We start from the raw sequence: 24,257 nt of genomic DNA on the forward strand, positions 1-24,257 counted from the left end.
CCCAAGTTTCCCCATAGCATCTTCCAAAACTTCAATACGAGGCAGATAAACCACTCTGAAATGATCCGGCTCCTTCCAGTTAAATCCACTACCATGCACGATCAAAAGCTTCTTCTCACGTAAAAGATCCAAAGCAAACTGCTCATCATTCGTGATATTAAACTTCTTCGTATCAATCTTAGGAAAGATATAAAACGCAGCCTTCGGTTTCACAGCAGAAATACCAGGAATATCACAAAGTGCCTTATAAACATATTCCCTCTGCTCATAAATACGTCCACCAGGAACAATATAATCATTAACACTCTGATGACCACCAAGCGCCGTCTGGACAACCGCCTGCGCAGGCACATTTGAACAAAGTCTCATATTAGAAAGCATATTAAGTCCCTCGATATAATCCTTTGCAACCGCCTTATTACCACTTAAGATCATCCAGCCAATACGGAAACCAGCGATCATATGAGATTTAGACAATCCGGAAAATGTCACACAAAACAGATCAGGAGCAAGAGAAGCAATGGATACATGTTTCTCTCCATCCATCACAAGACGATCATAAATCTCATCAGAGAAGATAATAAGCTGATGTTCTCTCGCAATATCAACGATCTGCTGTAAGACCTCTCTAGGATACAAAGCCCCAGTTGGGTTATTCGGATTGATCAAAACGATCGCTTTCGTTCTATGATTGATCTTCTTCTTAATATCCTCCATATCAGGATACCAGTCTGACTGTTCATCACAGATATAATGAACCGCCGTACCACCAGCAAGCGTAGCACAAGCTGTCCACAAAGGATAATCCGGAGAAGGGATCAAGATCTCATCCCCATCATCAAGCAGGGCAGACATAGAAAGATTGATAAGCTCACTGACACCATTCCCAGTATAAATGCTGTCGATATCAACATTTGGAAGGTGCTTAAGCTGTGCATACTGCATGATCGCCTTTCTCGCAGCGAACAATCCTTGAGAAGGGGAATATCCTTCGCAGTCAGTCAACTGATGTCTCATATCATAAATGACTTCATCCGGTGTTCTAAAACCAAATGGAGCAGGGTTTCCGATATTTAACTTTAAGATATTTGTTCCATCACGCTCCATACGATTCGCTTCATCCACAACAGGACCACGAACATCATATAAGACATTATCAAGTTTGCTTGATTTACTAAAATGACGAACAGGAGGCTTCTTATTGTCGGTCAGAGAAGAACGATCGATCTCAGGTTCAAAGAAATCTTCCTTAGAAGCATCACCAAGAAGCCATTCCTCCTCAACTTCCAATGTATCTGCAAGAAAATGAGCGATATCCGCACGAGGAAGAGTCTTTCCACTGACATACTGGCTGATATGGCTCTTTCCAACCTTTAACCCTGCCTGATCAGCAGCGTGTACTAGATCCACCTGTTTCATTTGTTTTTGCTCCATAGCAGTACGTAAATGCTCTGCAAATAGTTCTTTCTGATTCATAATACAGCTCCTTTATTAAGAAAAGTTCAATTTATATTTAAAAAGTTCAATTTGTTAAAACGATTATATCATAAAAGAAAAGAAAGTTCAATTTAAAATACACAAAAGTTCAAAAACGACAAAAATATACTTATTATAACAAAAAGTACAAGGAAACTTATTGAAATTTATGATAACATGTAAAGAAGATTAATGAACAAGAATAAAAAAACTATATTATGGGGATTAGAAGAATATGGGAGTATCAAAAAGACAGATGCAGAATTTCCTGATCTATATACTTGATATGGTGGGATTGACTGCAGGATATTTTGTTGCAGTTTATCTGCGATTTGGAAATCTAAAAACAGCATATGGGTTTATGAGAGCTGATACATATTTGCGATGGATCATTGCAATGGCAGTTCTGACTTTTGTTTACTTGCTGTTCCACCCAAATCGCAGTTTTTTTAAGCGTAAAATTAAAGACGAAATACGATGCGATTTTCAGACAGCAGTTCTGACTGGAGCCGGGATGTCAATGATCGCATTGCTGATGGCAGATGCATCCGAGTATTCAAGATTCATTTATATGTTTACGATCGGATTTGAGTTCTTTTATATGATCATAGCACATCGTCTGTACCGTAAGTACTGGCTGCGAAGAAGATCCAATCATTCATTTGCAAGGAAAATGATGCTGATCACAACTAGTGGTGAAGCAGAGCAAGTGATCACGAATATTATAAAAGAAAAAACATGGGATTTATGGATCACGAGTATTGTCATTATAGATAAAGATATGGTAGGAGAAAATGTCTATGGGATACCAGTCATTGGATTTACATATCGAAGTATGTTTGAATACGCAGCAAGAAATGTTGTAGATGAAGTGTTTAGCTACATTCCAAAAGAATATAAATATCCAGTTGCAATGACAATTCAGAATTTTGAGGATATGGGAATCAATACAAGTCTGAATATTCCTTTATTCCAGATCAATCAGAATCTAAATAAGACATTAGAAACTGTAGGACCATATAATGTTGTATCATTTTCTGGAAGAGAAGTTTCTTTATTTATGTTACTTCTTAAGAGAGCGATGGATATCCTTGGTGGACTGGTTGGACTTTTGATCACTGGAATCGCATTGATCTTTGTGGCACCAGCGGTGAAACTGGAATCTCCGGGACCATTATTGTTTTCTCAGAAGAGAGTTGGTAGAAATGGTAGAATATTTAAGATCTATAAGATCAGATCGATGTATCAGGATGCGGAGGAGCGTAAGAAGGAATTGATGGCTCAGAATGAGATGGACGGGCTGATGTTTAAGATGAAAGATGATCCTCGTATTACGAAGGTTGGGAAATTTATCAGGAAGACTAGTATTGATGAGCTTCCGCAGTTTTGGAATGTACTGAAGGGGGATATGAGTCTGGTTGGGACTAGACCACCTACAGTGGATGAATTTGAGCAGTATAATGCTTATCATAAGAAGAGGCTTTGTAGAACACCTGGGTTGACTGGAATCTGGCAGGTTAGTGGTCGTAGTACGATTACTGATTTTGAGGAGATTGTGAAATTGGATGTTCAGTATATTGAGAATTGGTCTCTTTGGTTGGATATTAAGATATTGTTTAAGACAGTGGCGCTTGTGTTTAAGGGTGATGATGGGGCGCAGTAGAAGGGAAGTGTACGGTGAGTAGTAATTATATAAGGAAGAAACAATTAAAAATTGCGATGATCGGACATAAAGTTGTTCCATCAAGAAGAGGCGGAATTGAACTTGTACTGACTACGATGTGTCCTAAGATGGTAAAACGAGGACATCAAGTTACATGTTATAATCGTTCCGGTGATAAAGTTGAAAATGAATATGTAAATACCGTAAAAAATGGTACATATAAAGGCGTAAAATTAAAGAAAGTATTGACGATCAACAAGAAGGGGCTGGCAGCAATGACATCCTCCTTTTCTGCTGCTATCAGAGCAGCATTTGGAAGATATGATATTGTACATTTTCATGCAGAAGGACCTTGCACAGCTCTTTGGATTCCAAAATTATTCAGAAAACGTTGTATCGTAACAATCCATGGATTGGATTGGGCAAGAGATAAATGGAAATCTGGATTTGGTTCAAAATATATCAAATTTGGAGAGAAAGTGGCTGCGAAATATGCAGATGAAATCATTGTTTTGAGTAAAGGAGTTCAAGATTATTTTAAACAGACGTATGGTCGAGATACAATTCTCATCCCCAATGGAGTATCAAGACCTGAGAATGTGGAAGCTGATCTGCTCACGAAGAAATTTGGTCTGCATAAAGATGATTATATTTGTGCGTTGTCACGACTTACAGAAGAGAAAGGTATTCATTATCTGATTGAAGCTTATCAGAATGTGAAGACGGATAAGAAGTTAGTGATTGCTGGAGATACTAGTGATACGGATGATTATGTGATGAAACTTAAGAAGTTGGCTGGGAATAATCCGAATATTATCTTTACTGGGTTTGTTTCTGGTAGAACATTAGAGGAACTTTATAGTAATGCTTATGTTTATGTGCTGCCTTCTAAGTTGGAGGGGATGCCACTTAGTCTGCTTGAGGCTATGAGTTATGGGAACTGCGTGATTGGGTCTGATATTGCTGAGATTGCGGATGTGGTTGAGGATAAGGCGATATTGTTTAAGAAGGCTAATGTGGAAGACCTTAAAGAAAAGCTACAGATGGTTTGTGATGATGTGGAGCTTGTGGAAAAGTATAAGAGAGAAGCATCTGGGTATATTTGTGGTAGATATAATTGGGAAGATGTTGTAAGTCGGACTGTTGAGGTTTATAGAGGAAAGAAAAGCTGCAAGGAAAATTAGTAGAGAATAGTAGTGTGGCTTCTATTTGAGGTTATTAAGGTGAAAGGAAAACAAAATGATTAGAGTATTACAGTGTGTAAATGATATGCATCGAGCTGGATTAGAAACGATGCTTATGAATTATTATCGAAATATCGATCGAACAAAGATTCAATTTGATTTCTTGACACATAGACCAGATAAGAGTGATTATGATGATGAGATTTTGAGTCTTGGTGGAAAAGTTTATTATGCACCAAGATTATATCCACAGAATTATCCAGCATATTTCAAATATATGAAAAAGTTTTTTGCAGAACATCCCGAATATCAGATAGTTCATTCTCATATTGATTCTATGAGTTATTTACCTTTATTAGCTGCGAAGAAAGCAGGGGTTCCAATTAGAATTGCACATAGTCATAATACATCTATTGACAAGGACTTTAAGTATATTTTAAAACAGTATTTTAGAAAGAAGATTACAAAGGCAGCTAATTATTATTGTGCATGTGGTCAAGAAGCAGGAGAATTTTTATTTCCGGGAAAAGAATTTAAATTTATACCCAATGCAATAGAAGTAGATAAATTTTTGTATAATGAAGAAGTAAGAGATAGAAAACGAAAAGATCTTGGATTGACAAGTGAATTTGTTGTTGGACATGTTGGAAGATTGAGTTATCAGAAAAATCATGAATTATTGATTAGAATTTTTAGTGAGCTTCATAAGAAAGATGTTAATACAATATTATTATTGATTGGTGTTGGAGAGAAGGAAGATGAAATTAGAGAACAGGTTCATGAGTTGAATTTAGATGAATGTGTAAGATTCTTGGGAAATAGAGATGATGTGAATGAGTTGTATCAAGCAATGGATGTGTTTGTGATGCCTTCGTTGTTTGAGGGAATTCCGGTGGTTGGAGTTGAGGCGCAGTTTGCGGGATTGCCTTGTGTGTTTTCTGATAAGGTGCCGGTGGAAGTGAAATTTACGGAGAATAGTGAATTTGTTTCATTGGAGAAAAAGCTTGAAGATTGGGCAGATATTGTGTTGAGTAAGAAAACAGATTCAGATAGGATAAATGATTTAGAATTTATTAGTACAAGTATGTATAATATAAAGAATGCACATAAGATCTTGGAACAGTATTATGCTGAGACAGAAAGTAGTTTATTATAAAAATATTATACTTTTTATAACTAAGTAAAAGAATATATAGAATAGATATAACTAAAAAAGAAAGAGGTGAGTAGATGTGATTAACTCAAAAAATGATTATTTGAAATATTTAAAACAAGATAAATTGGCATTAGGAAAAAATTATAAATCTCCTAAGTTGGTTCATGATGAAATATGGAGATTTGAGATACTGCTTAGAAAAACGGAATATTATGTAAATTGTAAAAAAACATTTATTGGGAAATTATATAGTAAAGTTTTGCAATTTTTATATTATAAAAAAAGATTGAAATATAATACATATATCCCGTTAAATGTATTTGGACCAGGACTTTCTATTGCTCATTTTGGTTCAATTATAGTTAATGGGAATGCTAAGATTGGTAAAAATTGTAGAATTCAAGACAGCGTGACAATTGGAGCAACAAATGGAGCATCAGATGCTCCAGTATTAGGAGATAATATTTTTATAGGAAGTGGTGCAAGAATTATTGGCAAAGTTAATATTGCTAGTGATATTGCGATTGGATCAAATGCTGTGGTTGTCAACAATTTTAATGAAAGCGGTATAACCATTGGAGGTGTGCCAGCAAAAAAAATCAGTGATAATAATTCACATTCAAACTTGAATAAGTATTTGGAGATAGATAAATGAAATTGTATTCTATAAGAATGAGAAGAAAAGTTTTATTGGGGATTACCTTATTTGTGTGTGCAATCATGTCGAAAGGTTTCGTTGATGCGTTGTTTGTAAATGATAATGCAAATGGAGTTTTAAATCTTTTGAAATACTTTTTTTTAATTGGAGCATCATTTGCTTTTTATGCATCTAACAGAAGTAAGAAGAAAAAGTTTTCTAAAGAATTTAGGATTTTAATGTGTTTTTATTTGTTTGTAGCTTTTATTTCAGTGTTTTCAATAATTGAGAGTGGGCGATTTACATTTAGAACGATTAAAGAATTTTGCTTTATTCTTACACCTATTGTCTTTACATATTATGCAATAAATGCGTTAAATAAAGATGAAATTACAATGATGGCTAAATTTTCAGTAGTAATTTATGTTGTTTCATATTTCATGGAAATTTCAGGTAACTTTTCAATTTCCATGGCAATTAATGCAATTAAAAATTTTTCACTGTTAGGTGGGCAAGCATCATTTGCATATGATTATTATGAAACTAGTCATTTTCCTGATCCGATGATGGCATTATTTTGTTATTTTTGTTATTATAAAAAAAATAATCGAAAGTGGGCATGGATTAGTTATATATCTATCCTTGTGATGAATAAACGTTTAATTATTTTATTTGCTACAATAATACTTATACTTTCTTATTTGCCGAATTGGGAAAAAATAACCTCGATTAAAGTTAATAAAAAAATTTGTATAATATGTGCAATTGTTTTTGCAATATCTCCGTTAGTTGTGATTAAATTGATAACATCTCCTTTAGGCATTTGGTTCTCAAACAAAACAGGTCTAAATATGGCAGATTTTTGGATGGGACGAGACAATATGGTGCTCTATTATTTAAATAATCATTTCCAATCATATGGATTAGGTTCTACTTATGATTTTACTGGATCTATGTTGGAAATAGAAAGTGTTAAAATTTATTTGGAAACAACAATTGTAGGAAGTGTTTTATTATCTATTTCGTATTGGAAGATTACCAATCGTAATTTATTTTCAATGCTTGTTATGTTGTATATTTTTCTAAATATTAATACTTCTACGTCACTTACAACAGGTGCGTTTGCTTGGATTTATTATTTATTTTTGATTGGAGGTATAAATTATGAAACAGTTAATAACGATAATAGTCCCGATCTATAAAGCTGAGAAATATCTAGATAAATGTATTGAGTCATTGGTTAATCAAACATATACTAATATTGAAATAATTTTAGTGAATGATGGTTCACCTGATAATTGTTTTTCTATTTGTGAAAAATGGAAAAGAATAGATGATAGAATAGTTGTATTGAATAAAGAAAATGGCGGACAAAGTGATGCTAGAAATGCTGGAATGAAAATAGCAAAAGGTAAATATTTCATATTTGTAGATAGTGATGATTATGTTTCTAAGGATTATGTAGGGGATTTATTTGATATATTAAAGGCAAACAAAGCAGATATTGCAGTTGGAAAGATGGAAAAATTTCTTGAAGGTTCATCTCTAGAAAGCAGACAAAATGATAGAGAATATATCTTAACATTCAATTCTACTGAAGCGATTCAAGATTTTTTATATGAAAAGCATTTTGTTACAAGTGTAACAGCAAAAATATACAAAAGAGAATTATTTGATGGTATAGAATTTCCAAAAGGAAAAAAATATGAAGATTTATATGTGTTATACAAAATAGTTTCTAAGTGTAATACAGTTGTTTATGGTAATAAACCGGTTTATTATTACATGATTAGACGTGACAGTACTATTGGGACATTAGATCCAGTAAAGAATAAAGATTTTTTATTGGCCGCAAAAGAGGTGCATACGTATGTACTAAACTATTGCTATACAATCAGAAAAGCAGCGGATTTTAAATTATTTCAAGCGGCTATAGAAATGTTTGTTCATTTACCTAAAAAGACTAATAATTATGAACAAAAAAGTTATAAAGAAGAATTGTGGGAGTATATTATAAAATATAGACTTCAGATCGTACAAGATAAAAATTGTAGGTTCAAGTATAGGATACTCGCACTGGTATCTTTTTTGGGACAAACGATATTGAGTAGATTTTTTCAGTTCGCATCTAGGAGATAATACTTATGCATGCATATTTAATAATGGCTCATAAAAATTTAGAGCAAATAAAAAAATTAATGAAGTTACTTGATTATTCTGAAAATGATATATATATCCATATTGATGCTAAAGCGGATGATACTATTAGATTTTTTGATTATGCTTCCTGCTGTACTAAATCAAAAGTAATTCAATCATCAATATTCAAGTCGGCTTGGGGAAGTTATAGTTTGATTGAATGTGAGTTATTTTTATTGAAACAAGCCACTGAAAATAGGAAATATGATTATTATCATTTAATTTCTGGTATGGATTTACCATTAAAAGATCAGTCTGAAATTCATCGATTTTTTGAAAGGAATAGTGGGAAACAATTCGTTCATTTTTCTGGTAAGAATAGTAAGAATGAATACTCAATAAAAAGAAGAGTTAAATACTATTGGGCGACAAATTATTACAATTCTTTAAGTTTTATTGATTTTAGATTAATAAGAAAGATTGATTGTTTTCAAATTAGATTGCAAGAATTATTTCATATTAATAGATTGAAGAATAATGATTTAGTTTTTTATCATGGATCGCAGTGGTTTAGTATAACTGATGAGTTGGTACGAGATTTATTAAAAAAGAAAAAATATATAGAAAAAGTATATAAAAATACAAATTGTTGTGATGAACTAGTTATACAGACATTTATTGCAAACAATGATAAATGGTTTTCGAAACTTTATGATTCAAGAATGGATGATAATTATTGTGCAAATGTGAGGAAAATTGACTGGTCTAGAGGTGGTCCTTATGTTTGGACAGAAAAAGATTTCAACGAATTAATAGATAGTAATTGTATGTTTGCAAGAAAATTCGATGAGAAAGTAGACCCCAAAATCATAGAATTATTATACGAAAGGATTTTATTGAAAGGTAACAATTGTGAAAAATAAATTTATTGGTATTAATGCATTGCTTAACGCAATTAAAACTATATTTTCCATAATATTTCCATTGATAACTTTTCCATATATATCTAGAGTATTAGGAGTTGAAAACATTGGAATTTATAATTTTAGTTCATCTATAGTAAGTTATTTTACACTGCTTGCTGGATTAGGAATTAGTACATATGCAATAAGAGAAGGTGCTAGATATAGAAATGATAGAAATAAAATTTCTGATTTTTGCTCTGAAGTTTTTTCAATTAATTTTATATCAACTTTAGTGTCTTACGTTATTTTGTTATTTTGTTTAATTTTTCTGAATAAGTTACATGATTATATTTCTATAATAGTAATTTTAAGTATATCAATTTCCTTTACAACTTTAGGATGTGAATGGATTTTTAATATTTTTGAGGAATTTGGACTTATTACAATTAGAACAATAATTTGTCAATTTATATCAGTTGTACTGATGTTTATATTTGTGAAAGATAGGGATTCATTAGTTCAATATTCTGTTATTACTTTGATATCAACATCAGGTGCTAACTTTATAAATATCTTTTCTAGAAAAAAATATTGTGATATTAGATTTTGCTTTAATAGCAAAATGAGAAGACATTTAATTCCAATCCTTATTTTATTTGCCAATTCTATAGCAATGACGATATATATTAATTCTGACGTTACAATATTAGGCTTGATATCAGGCAGCTATCATGTTGGTTTGTATTCAGTAGCAACAAAAGTTTACACGATGCTTAAGTCATTGTTGGGAGCTTTAATCGTTGTATCAATTCCTAGATTGTCATCTTATATTGGAATTGGAAATAAAAGAGAATACTCAGAAACGGCATCTACTATATTGAATTCGTTAATTACTTTAGCTGTTCCTGTAATGGTTGGGACATTTGCGTTAAGTGATAAAATAGTGTTTCTATTATCAGGAAAAGACTTTTTACCAGCAACAACTTCATTACAAATACTTAGCGTAGCACTTTTATTTAGCATATTTAGTTGGTTTTATACTTCTTGTGTACTTATTGTAAATAAAGAAGATAAGAGTGTATTGAAAGCTACAACTTTCGCAGCTTTAGCTAATATTATATTGAATGTGCTTTTAATTCCATATTTTAATCAAAATGCCGCAGCTTTCACTACAGCACTTGCAGAATTAATATCAGCAGTTGTATGTTATCTGTATGGAAGAAAGTATTTTCAAAGTAATTTACAAAAAAATGATATTATTTCTACACTTTTAGGCTCTTTTCTGATAATAGTAATTTGCCGCTTAGTAAAAATATATATATCAAGTCTATATGTGAGCATATTTGTTTCTTTTATGTTATCAGTGATTGGATATGGAATTGTTCTAGTGCTGTTTAGAAATAATTCGTTAAAGCTAATTTTAGATTTTGTAAAAAGAAAATAAATCTTTAACTGTTTAAAAATTTCAAAAGTGTGAGGAGTGTTTACTTTTGATTATTGAATAGAATATATTGGTGATTCTATAAAATGAGCCATAGAGAGGAGAAATGATGAGAAATCTTTATGATAGATTACATGATAAAGTCTTGATAAAATATGTAAAAAACCCAGTGACAGAGTGTTACTCCAAAGATTATGTGTTTAAATATCAAGAAGAAATTTATGATGCTACAGTAATTATTCCTTGCTATAATGTAGAAAAATATGTTGCTGAATGTATGGAGTCAATACTGAAACAAAAAACTTCATATAATATTGAAATTATTGCAATAGATGACGGTTCAACAGATAGTACAGCTGAAATACTGTGTCGATATTCCACTAAAATAAAGAATTTTAGAATAATAACACAGTGTAATAAAGGATTTTCTGGAGCACGAAATACAGGTATACGAGAGGCGAGGGGAAAATATCTAATCTTTATTGATTCAGATGATTATGTTACAAGTGATTATATTGATTTTCTCTTAAAAAAAGCATTCTCTAAAGATGCAGATATTGTAGCAACTGGGTATTATACTTTTAATAATGAGAATAGAAAAAAATTAAAGAATATAACAATAAAAGATGAGAATGACACTTCGTTATTAAATGGTTGTGCATGGGGAAAGGCAATAAAAAGAAAGTTTTTTGAACATTTAGTGTTTCCGGAAAATTATTGGTATGAAGATTCTATTATAGCTCATCTTGTTGTTCCGAGAGCGAACTCTATTTATATGGTGTCTAAATGTCAATATGCATATAGAAGTAATCCGACAGGAATTACTAAAACTTCTGTGAATAGTTTAAGAGCTATTGAGTCATTTTATATTACAGATTTGATGCTGCACTCATACGTTCATTTTTATTCAGAGGATGTTACAAACACGCAAGAGTTCATAAATCTCTTAATTGAGCAATTTTACTTGAATGAGAAAAGAGTTATAAGATTAAATTCAGAAATTAAAAGGACAATCTTTATGTATCAATGTAAGTATGTTCATACCCTCCCCATTATGGATTTAAAATTAGAATTTTCTAAAAAGCTATATGCAATAGGGCTATTAAAAAACAATTATCAGATAGCCCAAATTGGTTTAAGACTTGACATTTTGAATAAAATCATACGAAGAATAAAGAATAAATGATATAGATTTGTGAAATTAAAATATTTTTTTGAATACTTAAACCTGGAAGAACTTAAGTTCCCAGGGACCTTAAGAAATCAGTCTCAAAGTGAATAGTTATATTGAATAAAAAATACGAAAAAATTTTGAAAAATAGGTTCGCTTTTTATAAAAAAGGAACTTTTATATTGTAAAGGGGAGAAAATACGAATGAATACAACATTAATTATTATGGCAGCTGGAATCGGCTCCAGATTTGGAGAAGGAATTAAACAGTTAGCCCAGATGGGACCAAATGGAGAGATCATCATGGATTATTCCATTCATGATGCAAAAGAAGCAGGCTTTAATAAAGTAGTCTTTATTATCCGCAAAGACATTTTCAAGGAGTTCGAAGAGATCATTGGAAACAGAATCAAAGAACAGATCGATGTTGAATATGTATTTCAGGAGCTTGATGATCTGCCAGAAGGTTTTGAAGTACCAGAAGGAAGAACAAAAGCATGGGGAACAGGACAGGCAGTTTTATGCTGCAAAGATGTAGTGAAAGAACCATTTGTGATCATCAATGCAGATGATTATTATGGAAAAGAAGCATTTGTGAAACTGCATGATTTCTTAGTATCAGGAGAAGACCTTGGAAGAGAATTTACCATGGGAATGGGAGGATTCATTTTAAAGAACACATTAAGCGATAATGGAACTGTGACCAGAGGAGTCAGTGTTGTCGATGAGAATGGTTTATTAAGTCAGGTACATGAGACAACAGGAATTGAAATGGGAGAAGACGGACAGATCAAATGCGACAGTGAAGAAGTACAAGAATGGATCAGTCCAGAAGATAAAGTATCCATGAACATGTGGGCAGGATATCCAGAATTTTTAGATTTCTTAGCAGAGGATTTCAAAGATTTCCTTGCAAATGTGGAAGAAGGAGATTTAAAGAGCGAATATCTGTTACCGAATATTGTGGACAAACTTTTGAAAGAAGAAAGAGCGAACGTGAAGGTGCTGGAGACACAGGATCGTTGGTTTGGAGTTACATATAAGGAAGATAAAGAGACTGTGCAGGATGCTTTTAGGGAGTTGATTGCTGATGGAGTTTATGCGGAGAAGCTTTGGGAGTAGATGAATAGGTGGTAGCCAATAGAATGTGGTTTTTGTTAGGATCATATTTTATTGGCTAGAAAAACTTAAGTTCCCAGGGACATTAAGAAATCAGTCAACAAAGTAAATTGTTATATTGAATAAAAAATACGAAAAAATTTGAAAAACTAGATTCACTTTTTGAAAGGAATAACTTAAGCTCCCTGAGAATGGATTTGATATTAAAAAGATTATTAAAAAATTTAGAAAGTAGGTGAATGAATTGTGGCGACCTTTTATGAGGTAAAACATTTGCTTTGTAAATTACTTGGGCAAGAAAGACTGAATGATGATGAAATAGTAAACAACGATGATGATATAGTTTTTGAGCCTCGTTCTTTTAGGGTACGGCAAGAAACGAGACAGATTACTATTTTAAATTCTGACTTAGTGGAGCTTTATAATAAAGTTTTTTCTATGAATACAAATGATTTAGAATTATATTCAGAAGATGGTTATGAAGTTGCAATAAACATGAATTATTATTTAATGCGTCACCAAGAATTTCCATTTAAAGCAGAGGATGAAATAAATGGTATAAGTTATGAGATAGGCTATCCAACGGCTGAATATAGCTTATATTTACTTATGCTAGTTAAAGATGCCATGAATCAGCAGGAAGGTCGTAATAATAGAATACCACCTATGCGGTTACGAAGATCTATTGGTTTAGATAGAGTGTTTAATAATGAAGAAGAAAATACTTTAGAAACTGTTTTACATAAAATAATTGGAGAATGTTCTTTAAAAATAAAAAATATAAATGAAAGTTATAAATCATTAGATACATTTAGAAAAATGAAAACTTCATTTTTATTTGAATTTATGTACAAAACAGGAAATTCGGTTATTGAATTTTTAGATATCTTAGATATTTATCCAATGAATAATGTTATGAGAAGCAGAATTGCTGAAACTCAAATTGACGCCCCACCATTGAGAAAATATAGTGAAGATGTAGTAGACTATTATAAACAGGCATTAGCATCAAATGATCCTTATATTAAATATATTTCATTCTATCATGTCATGGAATATTTTTATGATGAAGTATTTAAACGCAAGATGGTTACTGATTTAAAAAATAAAATTACACATCCAGATTTTTCATATAAAAATGAAGATAAAATATATGAAATAGCGATGTTTGTAAAAAATAGATTACGTATGAATGACGAGACTGGTCATGGAAATGAATTAGAATCTTTGAAATATGTCTTAAATGAATATGTCTCTATTGATGCACTTAAAACAAGGATAAATAGAATAGATTTAAATGCACTTAATTATTATCAGAATAATAAAGTCGCTTTTTGTAATGCACCAGTTATTAGTTGGTCGGATTCTCAAGGAGCTTTTACACAAATTGCAAAACGAATATATTTTACTAGAAATTCATTGGTACACAGTAAAAGTGGAAAAAATAAAGAACGTTATCATCCATATCAAGATGAAAAACAATTACAATTGGAAATTCCCCTTGTAAAGGCGGTGGCAGAAGCAATTATTATTAATTCAAGTGAGATTCTATAGTATAATTTAAGCATTCCTGGATACTTAAGTTCGGGGGTGCGGACGAATTCTTGGACCAATTTACGCTAGTCCCAGACTTCGTCTGTATTCCATTGGACTGACTCCTCCCAATGACATTTTGATTCTCTTTTCTCTAAACCAAATGATATATTCTATAATGGTCTCATAAATTAAGACACTTTTTCGGACAGATCTTAATGAATCTGATATACTTAAATCAATACATAAGAAAGGATTCAGTGTCATGTCCAGAAAAAGAAGAAATTTTAGTGCAAAATTTAAATCAGACCTTGTGATCGAGCTACTCAAAGGAGAAAAAGATCTCAATACCTTAGCAACAGAAAACAATATTCAACCAAATCTTCTCCGTAACTGGAAAAGAGAATTCTTGAACAATGCTTCTGCTGTGTTTGACGACAAACGTGAGGAAAACCTCAAGGAAAAGCTTGTCGAAGAACGCAAGGAAAAAACTGAGTATGCAAAAAAGGTTGGTCAGTTAACCATGCAGGTGGACTGGCTCAAAAAAAAATCTGAAGAAATTTGCGGACCTGACTACGAGAGTAAATTTAGTCCGAAACCTTTTGACGACTAAAGAACTTCCTGCTTCTGTTGGCACAAGCTTACTTGATATCAACCGTACAAGTATTTATTACAAAGGATCTCCAGTATCTGATGATGAACTGGCATGTAAAGAGATCATTGATCATCTCCATACGGATAATCCAACCTGGGGTACAAGACAGATGTCTGCACAATTAAAAGCCAGAGGATATAGAGTCGGTCGTCGGAAAGCCAGACGATACATGAATGAAATGGACATTCATCCAATCTATCCTAAGATGAATCTGTCTAAGCGTATGCAACAGGCAAAAGCCTGCCCTTATCTACTCCGCAATGCTGTCATCGATAAACCAAATCAGGCATGGTCCATTGATATTACATATATCCCGATCAAACATGGATTTCTATATTTGACTGCAGTGATCGACTGGTACAGCCGCTGTATTGTCGGATGGGAAGTGGATGATACTCTCGATACCCGAATGGTGATCAATGCGTTAAACAAAGCATTTAAGATAGCCAAACCTCAGGTTTTGAACTCTGATCAGGGATGCCAGTTTACCAGCCAGCAATATATCGATTTTGTAAAAGAAAATGGTATCCGTCAGAGCATGGATGGAAAAAGTCGTTGGGCTGATAATATCATGATCGAACGATGGTTTCGAAGTTTTAAGTATGAAGAAGCTTACCTGACACAATATAATAATATCAAAGAAGCCAGAGCAGCTATCAAACAATATGTTCACACCTATAACTTTGAAAGATATCATTCTACATTGGATTATCACACACCAGCGGAATATTATTATCCTGCAATGCTAATGTCATATGTAGCTTAATTATCTGTAAAGAAAACTAGTTCATCCTACGTACGTCTCTACAGATACAGTAACTTATCAACCTATCAACCTATCAGTTCATTATGAAAGTCTTAGATTTTTGTCTTGACAACTGAACCACTATACATAGCGGCTTTTTCAGATGAAATCATTATCACAAGTGCAGAAAAAGGAAGTGGCGCACTGATTACAGCTCAGTACGGAGAAAAATATCATAGAAAAATTTGGATTATAACGAATGATCGTAAGAGTTCGGTATAGTCATTATCATAATCCTATATTCTTACTACAAAAATTGGTACTACAAATTGCACAAAATCCTTCTGTGATCAATAATAGTTCTTGAGAAGATTGCTGGTTATCTCAAGAAAGTCATATATATAGTATCGTCATTTCCTAGAAAATATCATAATAGATTGAATGAGTAGAAATAATTTGATAAAATATACATAGAAAATACATAATACAGAATACAAAAAAATAAAAAAGGAGAATATGATGATTCATTTTTTAGGAACAGTCGCAATGATCTTAGTATTAAGCTTAATGATTACAGGACTTTTAAAATTAAATTACAAAGATTTATGGGTATCAGAAGATAAAAAAGTTGCTGAACCAGAAGTAAGAACATTAAGAAGTTGTTAGTTAAACCAAGAGGATGTCGAAAGAAACGGCATCCTTTTTTACATTTCGCACCATATAAATAACCACTCACACCATATTCGTTTATTCTTTAAAGAAATATGATAGCGTAAATTATGAATAGGGAAAAGAAAGCAAAAGAGAGGAGGCAGATAAGTTGTTACAAAAAATAAAATATCTTTCATTTTTTATAAAAGAGGATATGATGGAGCCATTAAGATATCTGATTGTCGCATGCAGTATCGGAATGGTATTTTTGATGCTGTTAAAGATGTTTGACATGATCTTTCCACAAGGGAAACATTTTCATAGAAAGAAATATGTCTGGACACTGATCCTGATCTATGCGATCGTATTTATTAATGTAGGATTTTTCTCAAGAGAACCAGGAACAAGAACGGATGTAAGTTTAAAATTATTTGAAACATGGGGGAATTCAATGATCGCTCATGCGTATTTTGTGGAAAATATCATCATGTTTATCCCATATGGTATATTACTTCCAATTGCATTTAAGAGGATTCGAAAAATCTGGATGTGTGTAGGAAGTGCATGCATGATCAGTTGTATGCTTGAAGTAATGCAGCATATGACTGGCAGAGGATATGCACAGATCGATGATGTGATGACGAATACCATAGGAGCCGCAGTTGGATATGTGGTGTGGAAGATTTTTGACAAATTGCGTCTGGTTTTTTTTAAGAAACCATGATATACTAACTAAGTTACTGAGGCGTTTTCCGAGACTGCTGAAAAGCTTATTACAGCTAATAAGTGAATAAAATCACGAAGATTAGCAGGTTAGTAGTCGGTTTTTCAGTTGTTTCGGCGCCTTAAGACAAAAGAATATAAAGGAGACGAACTATGACAAAACAGTTTAGCATGGAACTTGCAGGACGTACACTGATGGTTGAAGTCGGACGTGTTGCAGCACAGGCAAATGGTGCAGCATTTATGCACTATGGCGATACTGTTGTATTATCTACAGCAACAGCATCTGAAAAACCTAGAGATGGAATTGATTTCTTTCCATTAAGTGTAGAATACGAAGAGAAATTATACGCAGTAGGTAAGATCCCAGGTGGATACTTAAAGAGAGAAGGAAAACCTTCTGAGAATGCAATTCTTACAGACCGTGTGATCGACCGTCCAATGAGACCACTGTTCCCTAAAGATTACAGAAATGACGTTGCATTAAACAATTTAGTTATGTCTGTAGACCCAGACTGCAGCCCAGAGCTTACAGCTATGCTTGGTTCTGCAATCGCAACAGCAATCTCTGACATTCCATTTGACGGACCTACAGCATCTACAATGGTAGGACTGATCGATGGAGAATTCGTGATCAACCCAACTTCTGCACAGAAAGAAGTTTCTGATCTTGCATTAACAGTTGCATCTACAAGAGAGAAAGTTATCATGATCGAAGCTGGTGCAAATGAAGTACCTGAAGATGTGATGTTAGAAGCAATCTTCAAAGCTCACGAAGTAAACCAGGAGATCATCAAATTCATCGATACAATCGTTGCTGAATGTGGAAAAGAAAAACATGACTATGAACATCACATTGTAGATCCAGAGATGTATGATGATATGGTAGCTTTCATCACTCCAGAAGCAATGGAAGAAGCTGTATTTACAGATGACAAACAGACAAGAGAAGCAAATATTCGTGCAATCGAAGAGAAATTAGAAGAAAGATATGCTGAGAATGAAGAATGGTTAGCACAGATCGGTGAAGCTGTTTACGCATTCCAGAAGAAGACTGTTCGTAAGATGATCTTAAAAGATCACAAACGTCCAGATGGTCGTGAGATCAAACAGATCCGTCCACTTCATGCAGAAGTTGACTGCTTACCAAGAGTTCATGGATCTGCATTATTCCAGAGAGGACAGACTCAGGTTATGACAGTAACAACACTTGGATCATTATCTGAAGCACAGCGTCTTGACGGAATCGATGTAACAGAAACTACAAAACGTTATATGCATCACTATAACTTCCCTTCTTATTCTGTAGGAGAAACAAGACCAAGCAGAGGACCAGGACGTCGTGAGATCGGACATGGTGCATTAGCAGAGCGTGCGTTAGTTCCAGTATTACCAAATGAAGAAGAATTCCCATATGCGATCCGTACAGTATCTGAGATCATGGAATCTAATGGATCTACATCTCAGGGAAGTATCTGTGCATCATCTCTGTCATTAATGGCAGCAGGTGTTCCGATCAAAGCTCCAGTAGCAGGTATTTCTGTAGGACTTGTCACAGGAGAAGGAGATGACGATTACATCATCTTAACAGATATTCAGGGATTAGAAGACTTCTTCGGAGATATGGACTTTAAAGTAGCTGGTACAGACAAAGGTATCACAGCGATCCAGATGGATATTAAGATTCATGGATTAACAGAACAGATCATCCGTGAAGCGATCGCAAGAACAAAAGAAGCAAGAACACATATCCTTCACGATGTAATGAACCCAGTGATTCCAGCTGCAAGAGACCACGTTGGAGAATATGCTCCAAAGATTTCCCAGTACAAGATCGATCCTGAAAAGATTTCAGAAGTTATTGGTAAACAGGGTAAAACAATCAATGGAATCATTGATGAAACTGGTGTTAAGATTGATATTGACGAAAGTGGACGTATCGATATCTTAAGTGAAGATCAGGCAATGATCGACAAAGCGATCAGCATCATCAAATCTATCGTAGAACCATTAAATGTTGGAGATATCTACGAAGGTGAAGTTGTAAGAATCATGAACTTTGGTGCATTTGTACAGCTTTCTCCAAACAAAGATGGAATGATCCATATTTCTAAACTTTCTAACGAAAGAGTAGAGAAAGTAGAAGATGTCGTTAATATCGGAGACAAAGTAGCTGTCAAGGTATTAGAGATCGACAAGATGGGAAGAATCAATCTGAAATTAGAAGAGAAGATTGAAGACTAATTAAGAATCATCAAACAGCTTTTTGTATGCGAAAGTGTATGAAAAGCTGTTTTTCTATATGGAGATAACGTTTCTATACAAGAAACAACAAAGGAGATATACAAGTTTGAAACATATTATATTAGCATCTGCATCACCAAGAAGAAAAGAAATCTTAGAACTTGCAGATTTAGACTTTGATATTATGCCGAGTGATGCCGAGGAGATTACGACAAAAACAGAACCACATGAAGTGGTTATGGAATTGGCATCTATTAAAGCAAGAGATATTTATGAACGATCAGATAAACAGAGTATGGTCATTGGGGCTGATACAGTTGTAGCTTATCATGGACAGGTTCTTGGAAAGCCGGCAGATGAAGCCGATGCTAAAAGAACATTAATGATGTTAAGCGGACAGACACATGAAGTGTATACAGGTGTTTGCCTGATCGAAGATGGGGAAGCAAAAACATTTTATGAAGAAACAAAGGTAACATTTTATGAGATCAGTGAAGATGAGATAGAGCGTTACATTGAGACGGGAGAGCCAATGGATAAAGCTGGATCATATGGGATTCAGGGAAAAGCAGCGGTATTCATCAAAGGGATTGAAGGAGATTACTACAATGTTGTAGGATTTCCGATTGCAAGATTTCTGCAGGAAATTAGAAAATAGTCATGTATTTTTTGAAAATATAAGGCAAAAACCTTTGACGATACCTATAGACCTCTGTTATGATGTGAGGTAAAGGCAAAAAGCAGATAGACCGAAGAGTACGGTATTTATAAATGTTATTATGTATAAGTAGAAAGGGATTAGAAAAATGAGCAAGATTGCGATCGTAACAGATAGTAACAGCGGAATTACCCAGAAAGAAGGGAAAGAACTTGGAATCTCAGTGATTCCAATGCCATTTTATATTAATGAAGAATTATATTTTGAAGATATCACATTAACACAGGAAGAATTTTATCAGAAGTTAGATGAGGATGCAGATATCAAGACATCTCAGCCAGCACCAGGAGATGTGTTGGATCTGTGGGAGAAATTATTAGAAGATCATGATGAGATCGTACACATTGCGATGTCCAGCGGATTAAGCAGTTCCTGTGCAACAGCAGCGATGTTAGCCGATGATTATGATGGAAAAGTACAGGTTGTGGATAATCAGAGAATTTCTGTAACACAAAGACAGTCTGTAGAAGATGCCATGAAATTGGCAGAAGAAGGAAAATCTGCAAAAGAGATCAAAGATATCTTAGAAGCAGATAAATTAGATTCAGGAATCTTCATTATGGTAGATACATTAAAATATCTTAAGAAGGGTGGACGTGTTACATCAGCTGGAGCAGCGATCGGTACAGTCCTTGGAATCAAGCCAGTACTGCAGATTCATGGTGAGAAGTTAGATGCATTTGCCAAGACAAGAGGTGTCAAACAGGCAAAGAAAAAGATGATCGCGGCAGTAAGAAAAGAATTAGAAGAACGTTTTCCAGATGGAGATTTTGCAAAACATGCTTATCTTCAGTCTGCATATACGAAAGATAAAGAAGCAGCGCTTAAGTGGAAAGAAGAATTGATGGCAGAATTCCCAGAAATGGAATTTCATCAGGATCCACTATCTTTAAGTGTTGCATGCCATATCGGTGCAGGAGCACTGGCAGTTGCATGGACACATAAGATTGATGATTGATTAATTTAATATAGTAAAATAAACCTTTTTTTATATGTCATAATAGAATTTTAGATGAAATCCCTGTGTAATCATAGCACAGGGATTTCTTTTGTGTTACAATACAGTCAATTTTGGTAGACTAGATGGCAGGAGGTAATTCCTATGGAGATGAAAAAGGTTTTGAAATACGCAATGGAGATCGGAGAATGGATGCTAAAATCTGGTGCGGGTGTTTCAAGAGTGGAAGATACCATTTCAAGAATCTGTAAAGCATACGGGGCAAAAGAAGCTAATGTATTTTCTATCACATCGAGTATCGTAACGACGATCGAAGATGAAGAAGGAGAAATCATAACACAGACAAAACGTATCAGATATTATAAAACAGATTTTAAAAAATTAGATGAATTAAATCAGCTGTCAAGATATATGTGTAAATATCTTCCGGAAGAAGAGGAAGTTAGAGAAAGAGTTCTGAAAATAAAAAATGGAAATATGATCACATTTTTGGAAGAAGTGATCGTATCAGCCGTGATCGCAGCAGCCTGGACTTCATTTTATGGAGGGGGAATCACAGAAGATGTTATAGCGACACTAAGTGGAGCTTTAGTAACGATATTAGCCAGATACTTAAAGATACTTGCACCAAATGAAATGGTCCTAAATTTTTTATTATCATTTTTTGTAGCATCGTTAGCATATGTTTGTGCAAGCGTTGGAATAACACAGGATTATGGAAAGATCATTATCGGTAATATCATGCTGCTTGTTCCGGGAGTGGCATTTGTCAATGCACTTAGAGATATGATCGGTGGGGATATGATGTCTGGAATCTTGCGTGTGTGTGAATCCGTGTTGTTAGCAGTCTTTCTTGCGGCAGGTTCTTTTATGGCACTGATATTTTGGGGAGGTGTGTTATAAATGAAAACAGAGATCATTCAGGTACTTGCAAGTTTTGTCGGAAGTTTTGGATTTGCAGTGCTTTATAATCTTCGAGGAAGAAAACTTTGTATGGCTGGAATTTCAGGAATGGTATCCTGGATCGCATATTTAGTTGCATGGAATGAGATGCCAAGTGTATTTGCAGCGAATTTAGCAGCTGCGGCAGTCGCAACGGTTTATGCAGAGACGATGGCCAGAATTTTAAAGACACCAGTTACGGTATTCTTGATCACCGGGATCATTCCGCTTGTTCCAGGAGGAAATTTATATTACACAATGAATTATGTTCTTGCCAAGCAATGGCATTTATCTTCTTTATATGGACAAAAGACAATCTTGATCGCAATCGCAGTTGCTGCGGGGATCATGATAGCATCATCGATTTATGGGATTTGTGCATTGGTGTGGAAGTATTGTAAGCAAGAAGTGAAATAGGAATGAACGCAAAGAAACAGGCATAAAATAAGACCATACCAATAGAAAGTGAAAGGATCTTATGGAACAAGATGAGAAATTTGATAACCAGTTCAATCTGGCACTGGATCTTACGAAAGAAGAACGGGAAAGGTCAGAAGATTTAAATGCTGGATATGATCAGACATTTGATCGATGGGAGATTATCTTTCGTTATGCAGGTGATCTAAAGACATTAAAAAAATCATCAACAACCAATATTGAACCATTGAGCATGGGATATGCGATCGCATATATGAAAGAAAATGATTTAGAAGCATTTTCAAGAAATGAACAAGTGATCTTTATAGAAAAACCAAAAAATTTATTATTAAACCGACAGGTATCAATTTCAGCTTCCTGTATGTTGTCGGTAAAGAATACACCTCTTTCATTGACTGGAAGGGGTGTTTTTGTTGCAGTGATTGATACAGGAATCGATATATTTCATTCGGATTTTATCAATGAAAATGGAGATACGAAAATTTATGAGTTATGGGATCAGACGATTTCGGGAATCCCACCACAGCCATTTATAAATGGAACTTTGTATACAAGAAAAGAGATCAATGTAGCAATTCATTCAGAAAATGGACGGCAAATGTTTCAAAGTCGTGATGATCTTGGTCATGGAACGCATGTAGCATCCATCTGTGCAGGAAGAAATGGTGTGGCACCAGAGGCAGAACTGATCGTTGTGAAATTAGGAGATATAAGCAAACAAGGATTTCCAAGGACGACACAGTTGATGACAGCACTGCAGTATGTGATCGATACAGCGATAAGGGAAAACAGACCAGTGGCAGTGAATATCAGTTATGGGCATAATTACGGGGATCACAGAGGAAATTCGTTGTTGGAGACATTTGTTTCACAGATCGCAGGGCAGTGGAAAAGCTCTATTTGTATAGGAACTGGGAATGAGGGAAATAGTGGGCGTCATAAACAAGGAAAGATCACGACAAAAACGGAGCTGATTTTATTTGATGTGGCACCATTTGAGCAGAACTTGAATCTACAGATCTGGAAAGATTTTGTGGATGAATTCAAGATCAGACTTGAGTCTCCATCGGGAATCACATATACGATCGTGGACCAGCAAGGAAAATCGCAATACACATATAAGGATACAACGGTTTACGTGTACAATGGGTACTCAACACCATATAATGTTAGGCAGGAACTATATTTTAGTTTTATACCGATGGAAGGAAATTATATAGAAAGCGGTCAGTGGAAGATAGAAATTTCACCAGTGAATATAAAAAATGGTGAATATCAGATGTGGCTTCCGGTATCTGCAGGAAGCAATCCAGAAACCAGATTTTTAGAACCAGATAAAGTATTTACTTTAACAATTCCTTCAACTGCAAGAAATGTGATTTCCGTAGGTGCTTATGATGTCAGATATCAGGCTTATGCAGATTTTTCAGGAAGAGGAGATCAGAAATTTTGTGTAGATAAGCCGGATCTTGTAGCACCAGGTGTTGGAATTTTGGCAGCAGCAGTTGGAGGAGGCGAGAGTGTAAGATCAGGAACATCGATGGCAACACCATTTGTTACAGGATCAGCAGCTCTTTTGATGGAATGGGGAATTGTAAGAGAAAACGATCCATATCTTTATGGAGAACGAATGAAGGGGTATCTTCATAAGGGAGCGAGACGATTACAGGGATATGATAGATATCCGAATGATGAAATTGGATATGGACGGTTATGTGTGTCTGAAAGTTTGTATCAATAACGATATTTTATGAAAAAA

The 24,257-nt window shown here is 34.1% G+C and carries 24 protein-coding genes; 22 read left to right on the top strand and 2 right to left on the bottom strand.

Translation table 11 applies throughout. The annotated features are described in order from the left end of the window. A partial coding sequence (locus OCV53_RS03620) for an aminotransferase class I/II-fold pyridoxal phosphate-dependent enzyme (protein WP_081019932.1) occupies positions 1 to 1,476 on the bottom strand: 1,476 nt, incomplete at its 3' end. A 235-nt stretch (positions 1,477 to 1,711) separates the two neighbouring features. Here OCV53_RS03620 and OCV53_RS03625 point away from each other — a divergent pair. The 11 genes from OCV53_RS03625 to OCV53_RS03675 all read left to right on the top strand — a co-directional run bounded on the left by OCV53_RS03625 (position 1,712) and on the right by OCV53_RS03675 (position 14,445). Continuing rightward, on the top strand, positions 1,712 to 3,139 hold the full coding sequence (locus OCV53_RS03625; RefSeq protein WP_022374556.1) for a sugar transferase: 1,428 nt from the start codon (positions 1,712 to 1,714) through the stop codon (positions 3,137 to 3,139). A gap of 56 nt (positions 3,140 to 3,195) precedes the next feature. Continuing rightward, a complete protein-coding gene (locus tag OCV53_RS03630; protein ID WP_055196605.1) occupies positions 3,196 to 4,323 on the top strand; it encodes a glycosyltransferase family 4 protein in 1,128 nt (375 codons plus the stop codon). Between the two features lie 55 nt (positions 4,324 to 4,378). Beyond that, positions 4,379 to 5,479 (top strand): glycosyltransferase family 1 protein, encoded by a 1,101-nt coding sequence (locus OCV53_RS03635; RefSeq protein WP_055196606.1) that lies wholly within the window; start codon positions 4,379 to 4,381, stop codon positions 5,477 to 5,479. A 76-nt stretch (positions 5,480 to 5,555) separates the two neighbouring features. Beyond that, positions 5,556 to 6,134 carry a serine O-acetyltransferase gene (locus tag OCV53_RS03640; protein ID WP_055196607.1) on the top strand — a complete coding sequence of 193 codons (579 nt, stop codon included), beginning with the start codon at positions 5,556 to 5,558 and terminating at the stop codon, positions 6,132 to 6,134. Further along, positions 6,131 to 7,318 carry a hypothetical protein gene (locus OCV53_RS03645; protein WP_055196608.1) on the top strand — a complete coding sequence of 396 codons (1,188 nt, stop codon included), beginning with the start codon at positions 6,131 to 6,133 and terminating at the stop codon, positions 7,316 to 7,318. The genes OCV53_RS03640 and OCV53_RS03645 overlap by 4 nt, the downstream gene beginning before the upstream one ends. Continuing rightward, the gene (locus tag OCV53_RS03650) at positions 7,281 to 8,255 is read left to right on the top strand and encodes a glycosyltransferase family 2 protein (protein ID WP_055196609.1); all 975 of its coding nucleotides are present in this window, start codon (positions 7,281 to 7,283) and stop codon (positions 8,253 to 8,255) included. Before OCV53_RS03645 ends, OCV53_RS03650 begins: the two co-directional genes overlap by 38 nt. Positions 8,256 to 8,260: 5 nt before the next feature. Further along, positions 8,261 to 9,178: a beta-1,6-N-acetylglucosaminyltransferase gene (locus tag OCV53_RS03655; RefSeq protein WP_055196610.1), complete on the top strand. Its 918-nt coding sequence runs from the start codon at positions 8,261 to 8,263 to the stop codon at positions 9,176 to 9,178. Further along, entirely contained in the window at positions 9,168 to 10,604 is a 1,437-nt protein-coding gene (locus OCV53_RS03660) for a flippase (protein ID WP_055196611.1), read from the top strand. Before OCV53_RS03655 ends, OCV53_RS03660 begins: the two co-directional genes overlap by 11 nt. Before the next feature lie 103 nt (positions 10,605 to 10,707). Continuing rightward, positions 10,708 to 11,787: a glycosyltransferase family 2 protein gene (locus tag OCV53_RS03665; RefSeq protein WP_081019933.1), complete on the top strand. Its 1,080-nt coding sequence runs from the start codon at positions 10,708 to 10,710 to the stop codon at positions 11,785 to 11,787. A 189-nt stretch (positions 11,788 to 11,976) separates the two neighbouring features. Beyond that, positions 11,977 to 12,894, top strand: a complete 918-nt coding sequence (locus OCV53_RS03670) for a nucleotidyltransferase family protein (RefSeq protein ID WP_055196613.1) — start codon at positions 11,977 to 11,979, stop codon at positions 12,892 to 12,894. 243 nt (positions 12,895 to 13,137) lie between these two features. Continuing rightward, positions 13,138 to 14,445: a hypothetical protein gene (locus tag OCV53_RS03675; RefSeq protein ID WP_055196614.1), complete on the top strand. Its 1,308-nt coding sequence runs from the start codon at positions 13,138 to 13,140 to the stop codon at positions 14,443 to 14,445. A gap of 60 nt (positions 14,446 to 14,505) precedes the next feature. On the opposite strand, the gene OCV53_RS12280 is transcribed toward OCV53_RS03675, so the two are convergent. After that, positions 14,506 to 14,691 carry an IS3 family transposase gene (locus tag OCV53_RS12280; protein WP_081019934.1) on the bottom strand — a complete coding sequence of 62 codons (186 nt, stop codon included), beginning with the start codon at positions 14,689 to 14,691 and terminating at the stop codon, positions 14,506 to 14,508. Here OCV53_RS12280 and OCV53_RS03685 point away from each other — a divergent pair. The 11 genes from OCV53_RS03685 (at position 14,690) to OCV53_RS03730 (ending at position 24,239) form a co-directional block, all read left to right on the top strand. Beyond that, on the top strand, positions 14,690 to 15,037 hold the full coding sequence (locus tag OCV53_RS03685; protein ID WP_055196615.1) for a transposase: 348 nt from the start codon (positions 14,690 to 14,692) through the stop codon (positions 15,035 to 15,037). The genes OCV53_RS12280 and OCV53_RS03685 overlap by 2 nt on opposite strands. Further along, positions 15,027 to 15,845 (top strand): IS3 family transposase, encoded by an 819-nt coding sequence (locus OCV53_RS03690; RefSeq protein WP_242852106.1) that lies wholly within the window; start codon positions 15,027 to 15,029, stop codon positions 15,843 to 15,845. Before OCV53_RS03685 ends, OCV53_RS03690 begins: the two co-directional genes overlap by 11 nt. A gap of 105 nt (positions 15,846 to 15,950) precedes the next feature. Next, entirely contained in the window at positions 15,951 to 16,106 is a 156-nt protein-coding gene (locus tag OCV53_RS12515; protein WP_172674543.1) for a DNA-processing protein DprA, read from the top strand. 237 nt (positions 16,107 to 16,343) lie between these two features. After that, a complete protein-coding gene (locus tag OCV53_RS03695) occupies positions 16,344 to 16,490 on the top strand; it encodes a hypothetical protein (RefSeq protein ID WP_155492455.1) in 147 nt (48 codons plus the stop codon). A 154-nt stretch (positions 16,491 to 16,644) separates the two neighbouring features. Then, entirely contained in the window at positions 16,645 to 17,199 is a 555-nt protein-coding gene (locus OCV53_RS03700) for a VanZ family protein (protein ID WP_055196617.1), read from the top strand. Positions 17,200 to 17,351: 152 nt separating this feature from the next. Beyond that, positions 17,352 to 19,442, top strand: coding sequence for a polyribonucleotide nucleotidyltransferase (locus OCV53_RS03705; RefSeq protein ID WP_055196618.1), 2,091 nt, complete (start codon positions 17,352 to 17,354; stop codon positions 19,440 to 19,442). 106 nt (positions 19,443 to 19,548) lie between these two features. Next, the gene (locus OCV53_RS03710) at positions 19,549 to 20,100 is read left to right on the top strand and encodes a Maf family protein (protein WP_055196619.1); all 552 of its coding nucleotides are present in this window, start codon (positions 19,549 to 19,551) and stop codon (positions 20,098 to 20,100) included. 148 nt (positions 20,101 to 20,248) lie between these two features. Then, entirely contained in the window at positions 20,249 to 21,118 is an 870-nt protein-coding gene (locus tag OCV53_RS03715; protein WP_055196620.1) for a DegV family protein, read from the top strand. Between the two features lie 144 nt (positions 21,119 to 21,262). Next, entirely contained in the window at positions 21,263 to 22,021 is a 759-nt protein-coding gene (locus OCV53_RS03720; RefSeq protein ID WP_022375597.1) for a threonine/serine exporter family protein, read from the top strand. Then, entirely contained in the window at positions 22,022 to 22,477 is a 456-nt protein-coding gene (locus OCV53_RS03725; RefSeq protein WP_022375598.1) for a threonine/serine exporter family protein, read from the top strand. Between the two features lie 61 nt (positions 22,478 to 22,538). Then, positions 22,539 to 24,239, top strand: coding sequence for a S8 family peptidase (locus tag OCV53_RS03730; RefSeq protein WP_055196621.1), 1,701 nt, complete (start codon positions 22,539 to 22,541; stop codon positions 24,237 to 24,239). Positions 24,240 to 24,257: the final 18 nt, after the last annotated feature.

The sequence above is a fragment of the Anaerostipes amylophilus genome (assembly GCF_025567365.1).
Classification (GTDB): Bacteria; Bacillota; Clostridia; order Lachnospirales; family Lachnospiraceae; genus Anaerostipes; species Anaerostipes amylophilus.

Excerpts from the sequence above, each read along its gene's own strand:
- OCV53_RS03625 (WP_022374556.1), top strand. The coding sequence starts at position 1,712 with ATGGGAGTATCAAAAAGACAGATGCAGAATTTCCTGATCTATATACTT.
- OCV53_RS03630 (WP_055196605.1), top strand. The coding sequence starts at position 3,196 with ATGATCGGACATAAAGTTGTTCCATCAAGAAGAGGCGGAATTGAACTT.
- OCV53_RS03635 (WP_055196606.1), top strand. The coding sequence starts at position 4,379 with ATGATTAGAGTATTACAGTGTGTAAATGATATGCATCGAGCTGGATTA.
- OCV53_RS03645 (WP_055196608.1), top strand. The coding sequence starts at position 6,131 with ATGAAATTGTATTCTATAAGAATGAGAAGAAAAGTTTTATTGGGGATT.
- OCV53_RS03650 (WP_055196609.1), top strand. The coding sequence starts at position 7,281 with ATGAAACAGTTAATAACGATAATAGTCCCGATCTATAAAGCTGAGAAA.
- OCV53_RS03655 (WP_055196610.1), top strand. The coding sequence starts at position 8,261 with ATGCATGCATATTTAATAATGGCTCATAAAAATTTAGAGCAAATAAAA.
- OCV53_RS03665 (WP_081019933.1), top strand. The coding sequence starts at position 10,708 with ATGATGAGAAATCTTTATGATAGATTACATGATAAAGTCTTGATAAAA.
- OCV53_RS03670 (WP_055196613.1), top strand. The coding sequence starts at position 11,977 with ATGAATACAACATTAATTATTATGGCAGCTGGAATCGGCTCCAGATTT.
- OCV53_RS03685 (WP_055196615.1), top strand. The coding sequence starts at position 14,690 with ATGTCCAGAAAAAGAAGAAATTTTAGTGCAAAATTTAAATCAGACCTT.
- OCV53_RS12280 (WP_081019934.1), bottom strand. The coding sequence starts at position 14,691 with ATGACACTGAATCCTTTCTTATGTATTGATTTAAGTATATCAGATTCA.
- OCV53_RS03695 (WP_155492455.1), top strand. The coding sequence starts at position 16,344 with ATGATTCATTTTTTAGGAACAGTCGCAATGATCTTAGTATTAAGCTTA.
- OCV53_RS03705 (WP_055196618.1), top strand. The coding sequence starts at position 17,352 with ATGACAAAACAGTTTAGCATGGAACTTGCAGGACGTACACTGATGGTT.
- OCV53_RS03715 (WP_055196620.1), top strand. The coding sequence starts at position 20,249 with ATGAGCAAGATTGCGATCGTAACAGATAGTAACAGCGGAATTACCCAG.
- OCV53_RS03720 (WP_022375597.1), top strand. The coding sequence starts at position 21,263 with ATGGAGATGAAAAAGGTTTTGAAATACGCAATGGAGATCGGAGAATGG.
- OCV53_RS03725 (WP_022375598.1), top strand. The coding sequence starts at position 22,022 with ATGAAAACAGAGATCATTCAGGTACTTGCAAGTTTTGTCGGAAGTTTT.
- OCV53_RS03730 (WP_055196621.1), top strand. The coding sequence starts at position 22,539 with ATGGAACAAGATGAGAAATTTGATAACCAGTTCAATCTGGCACTGGAT.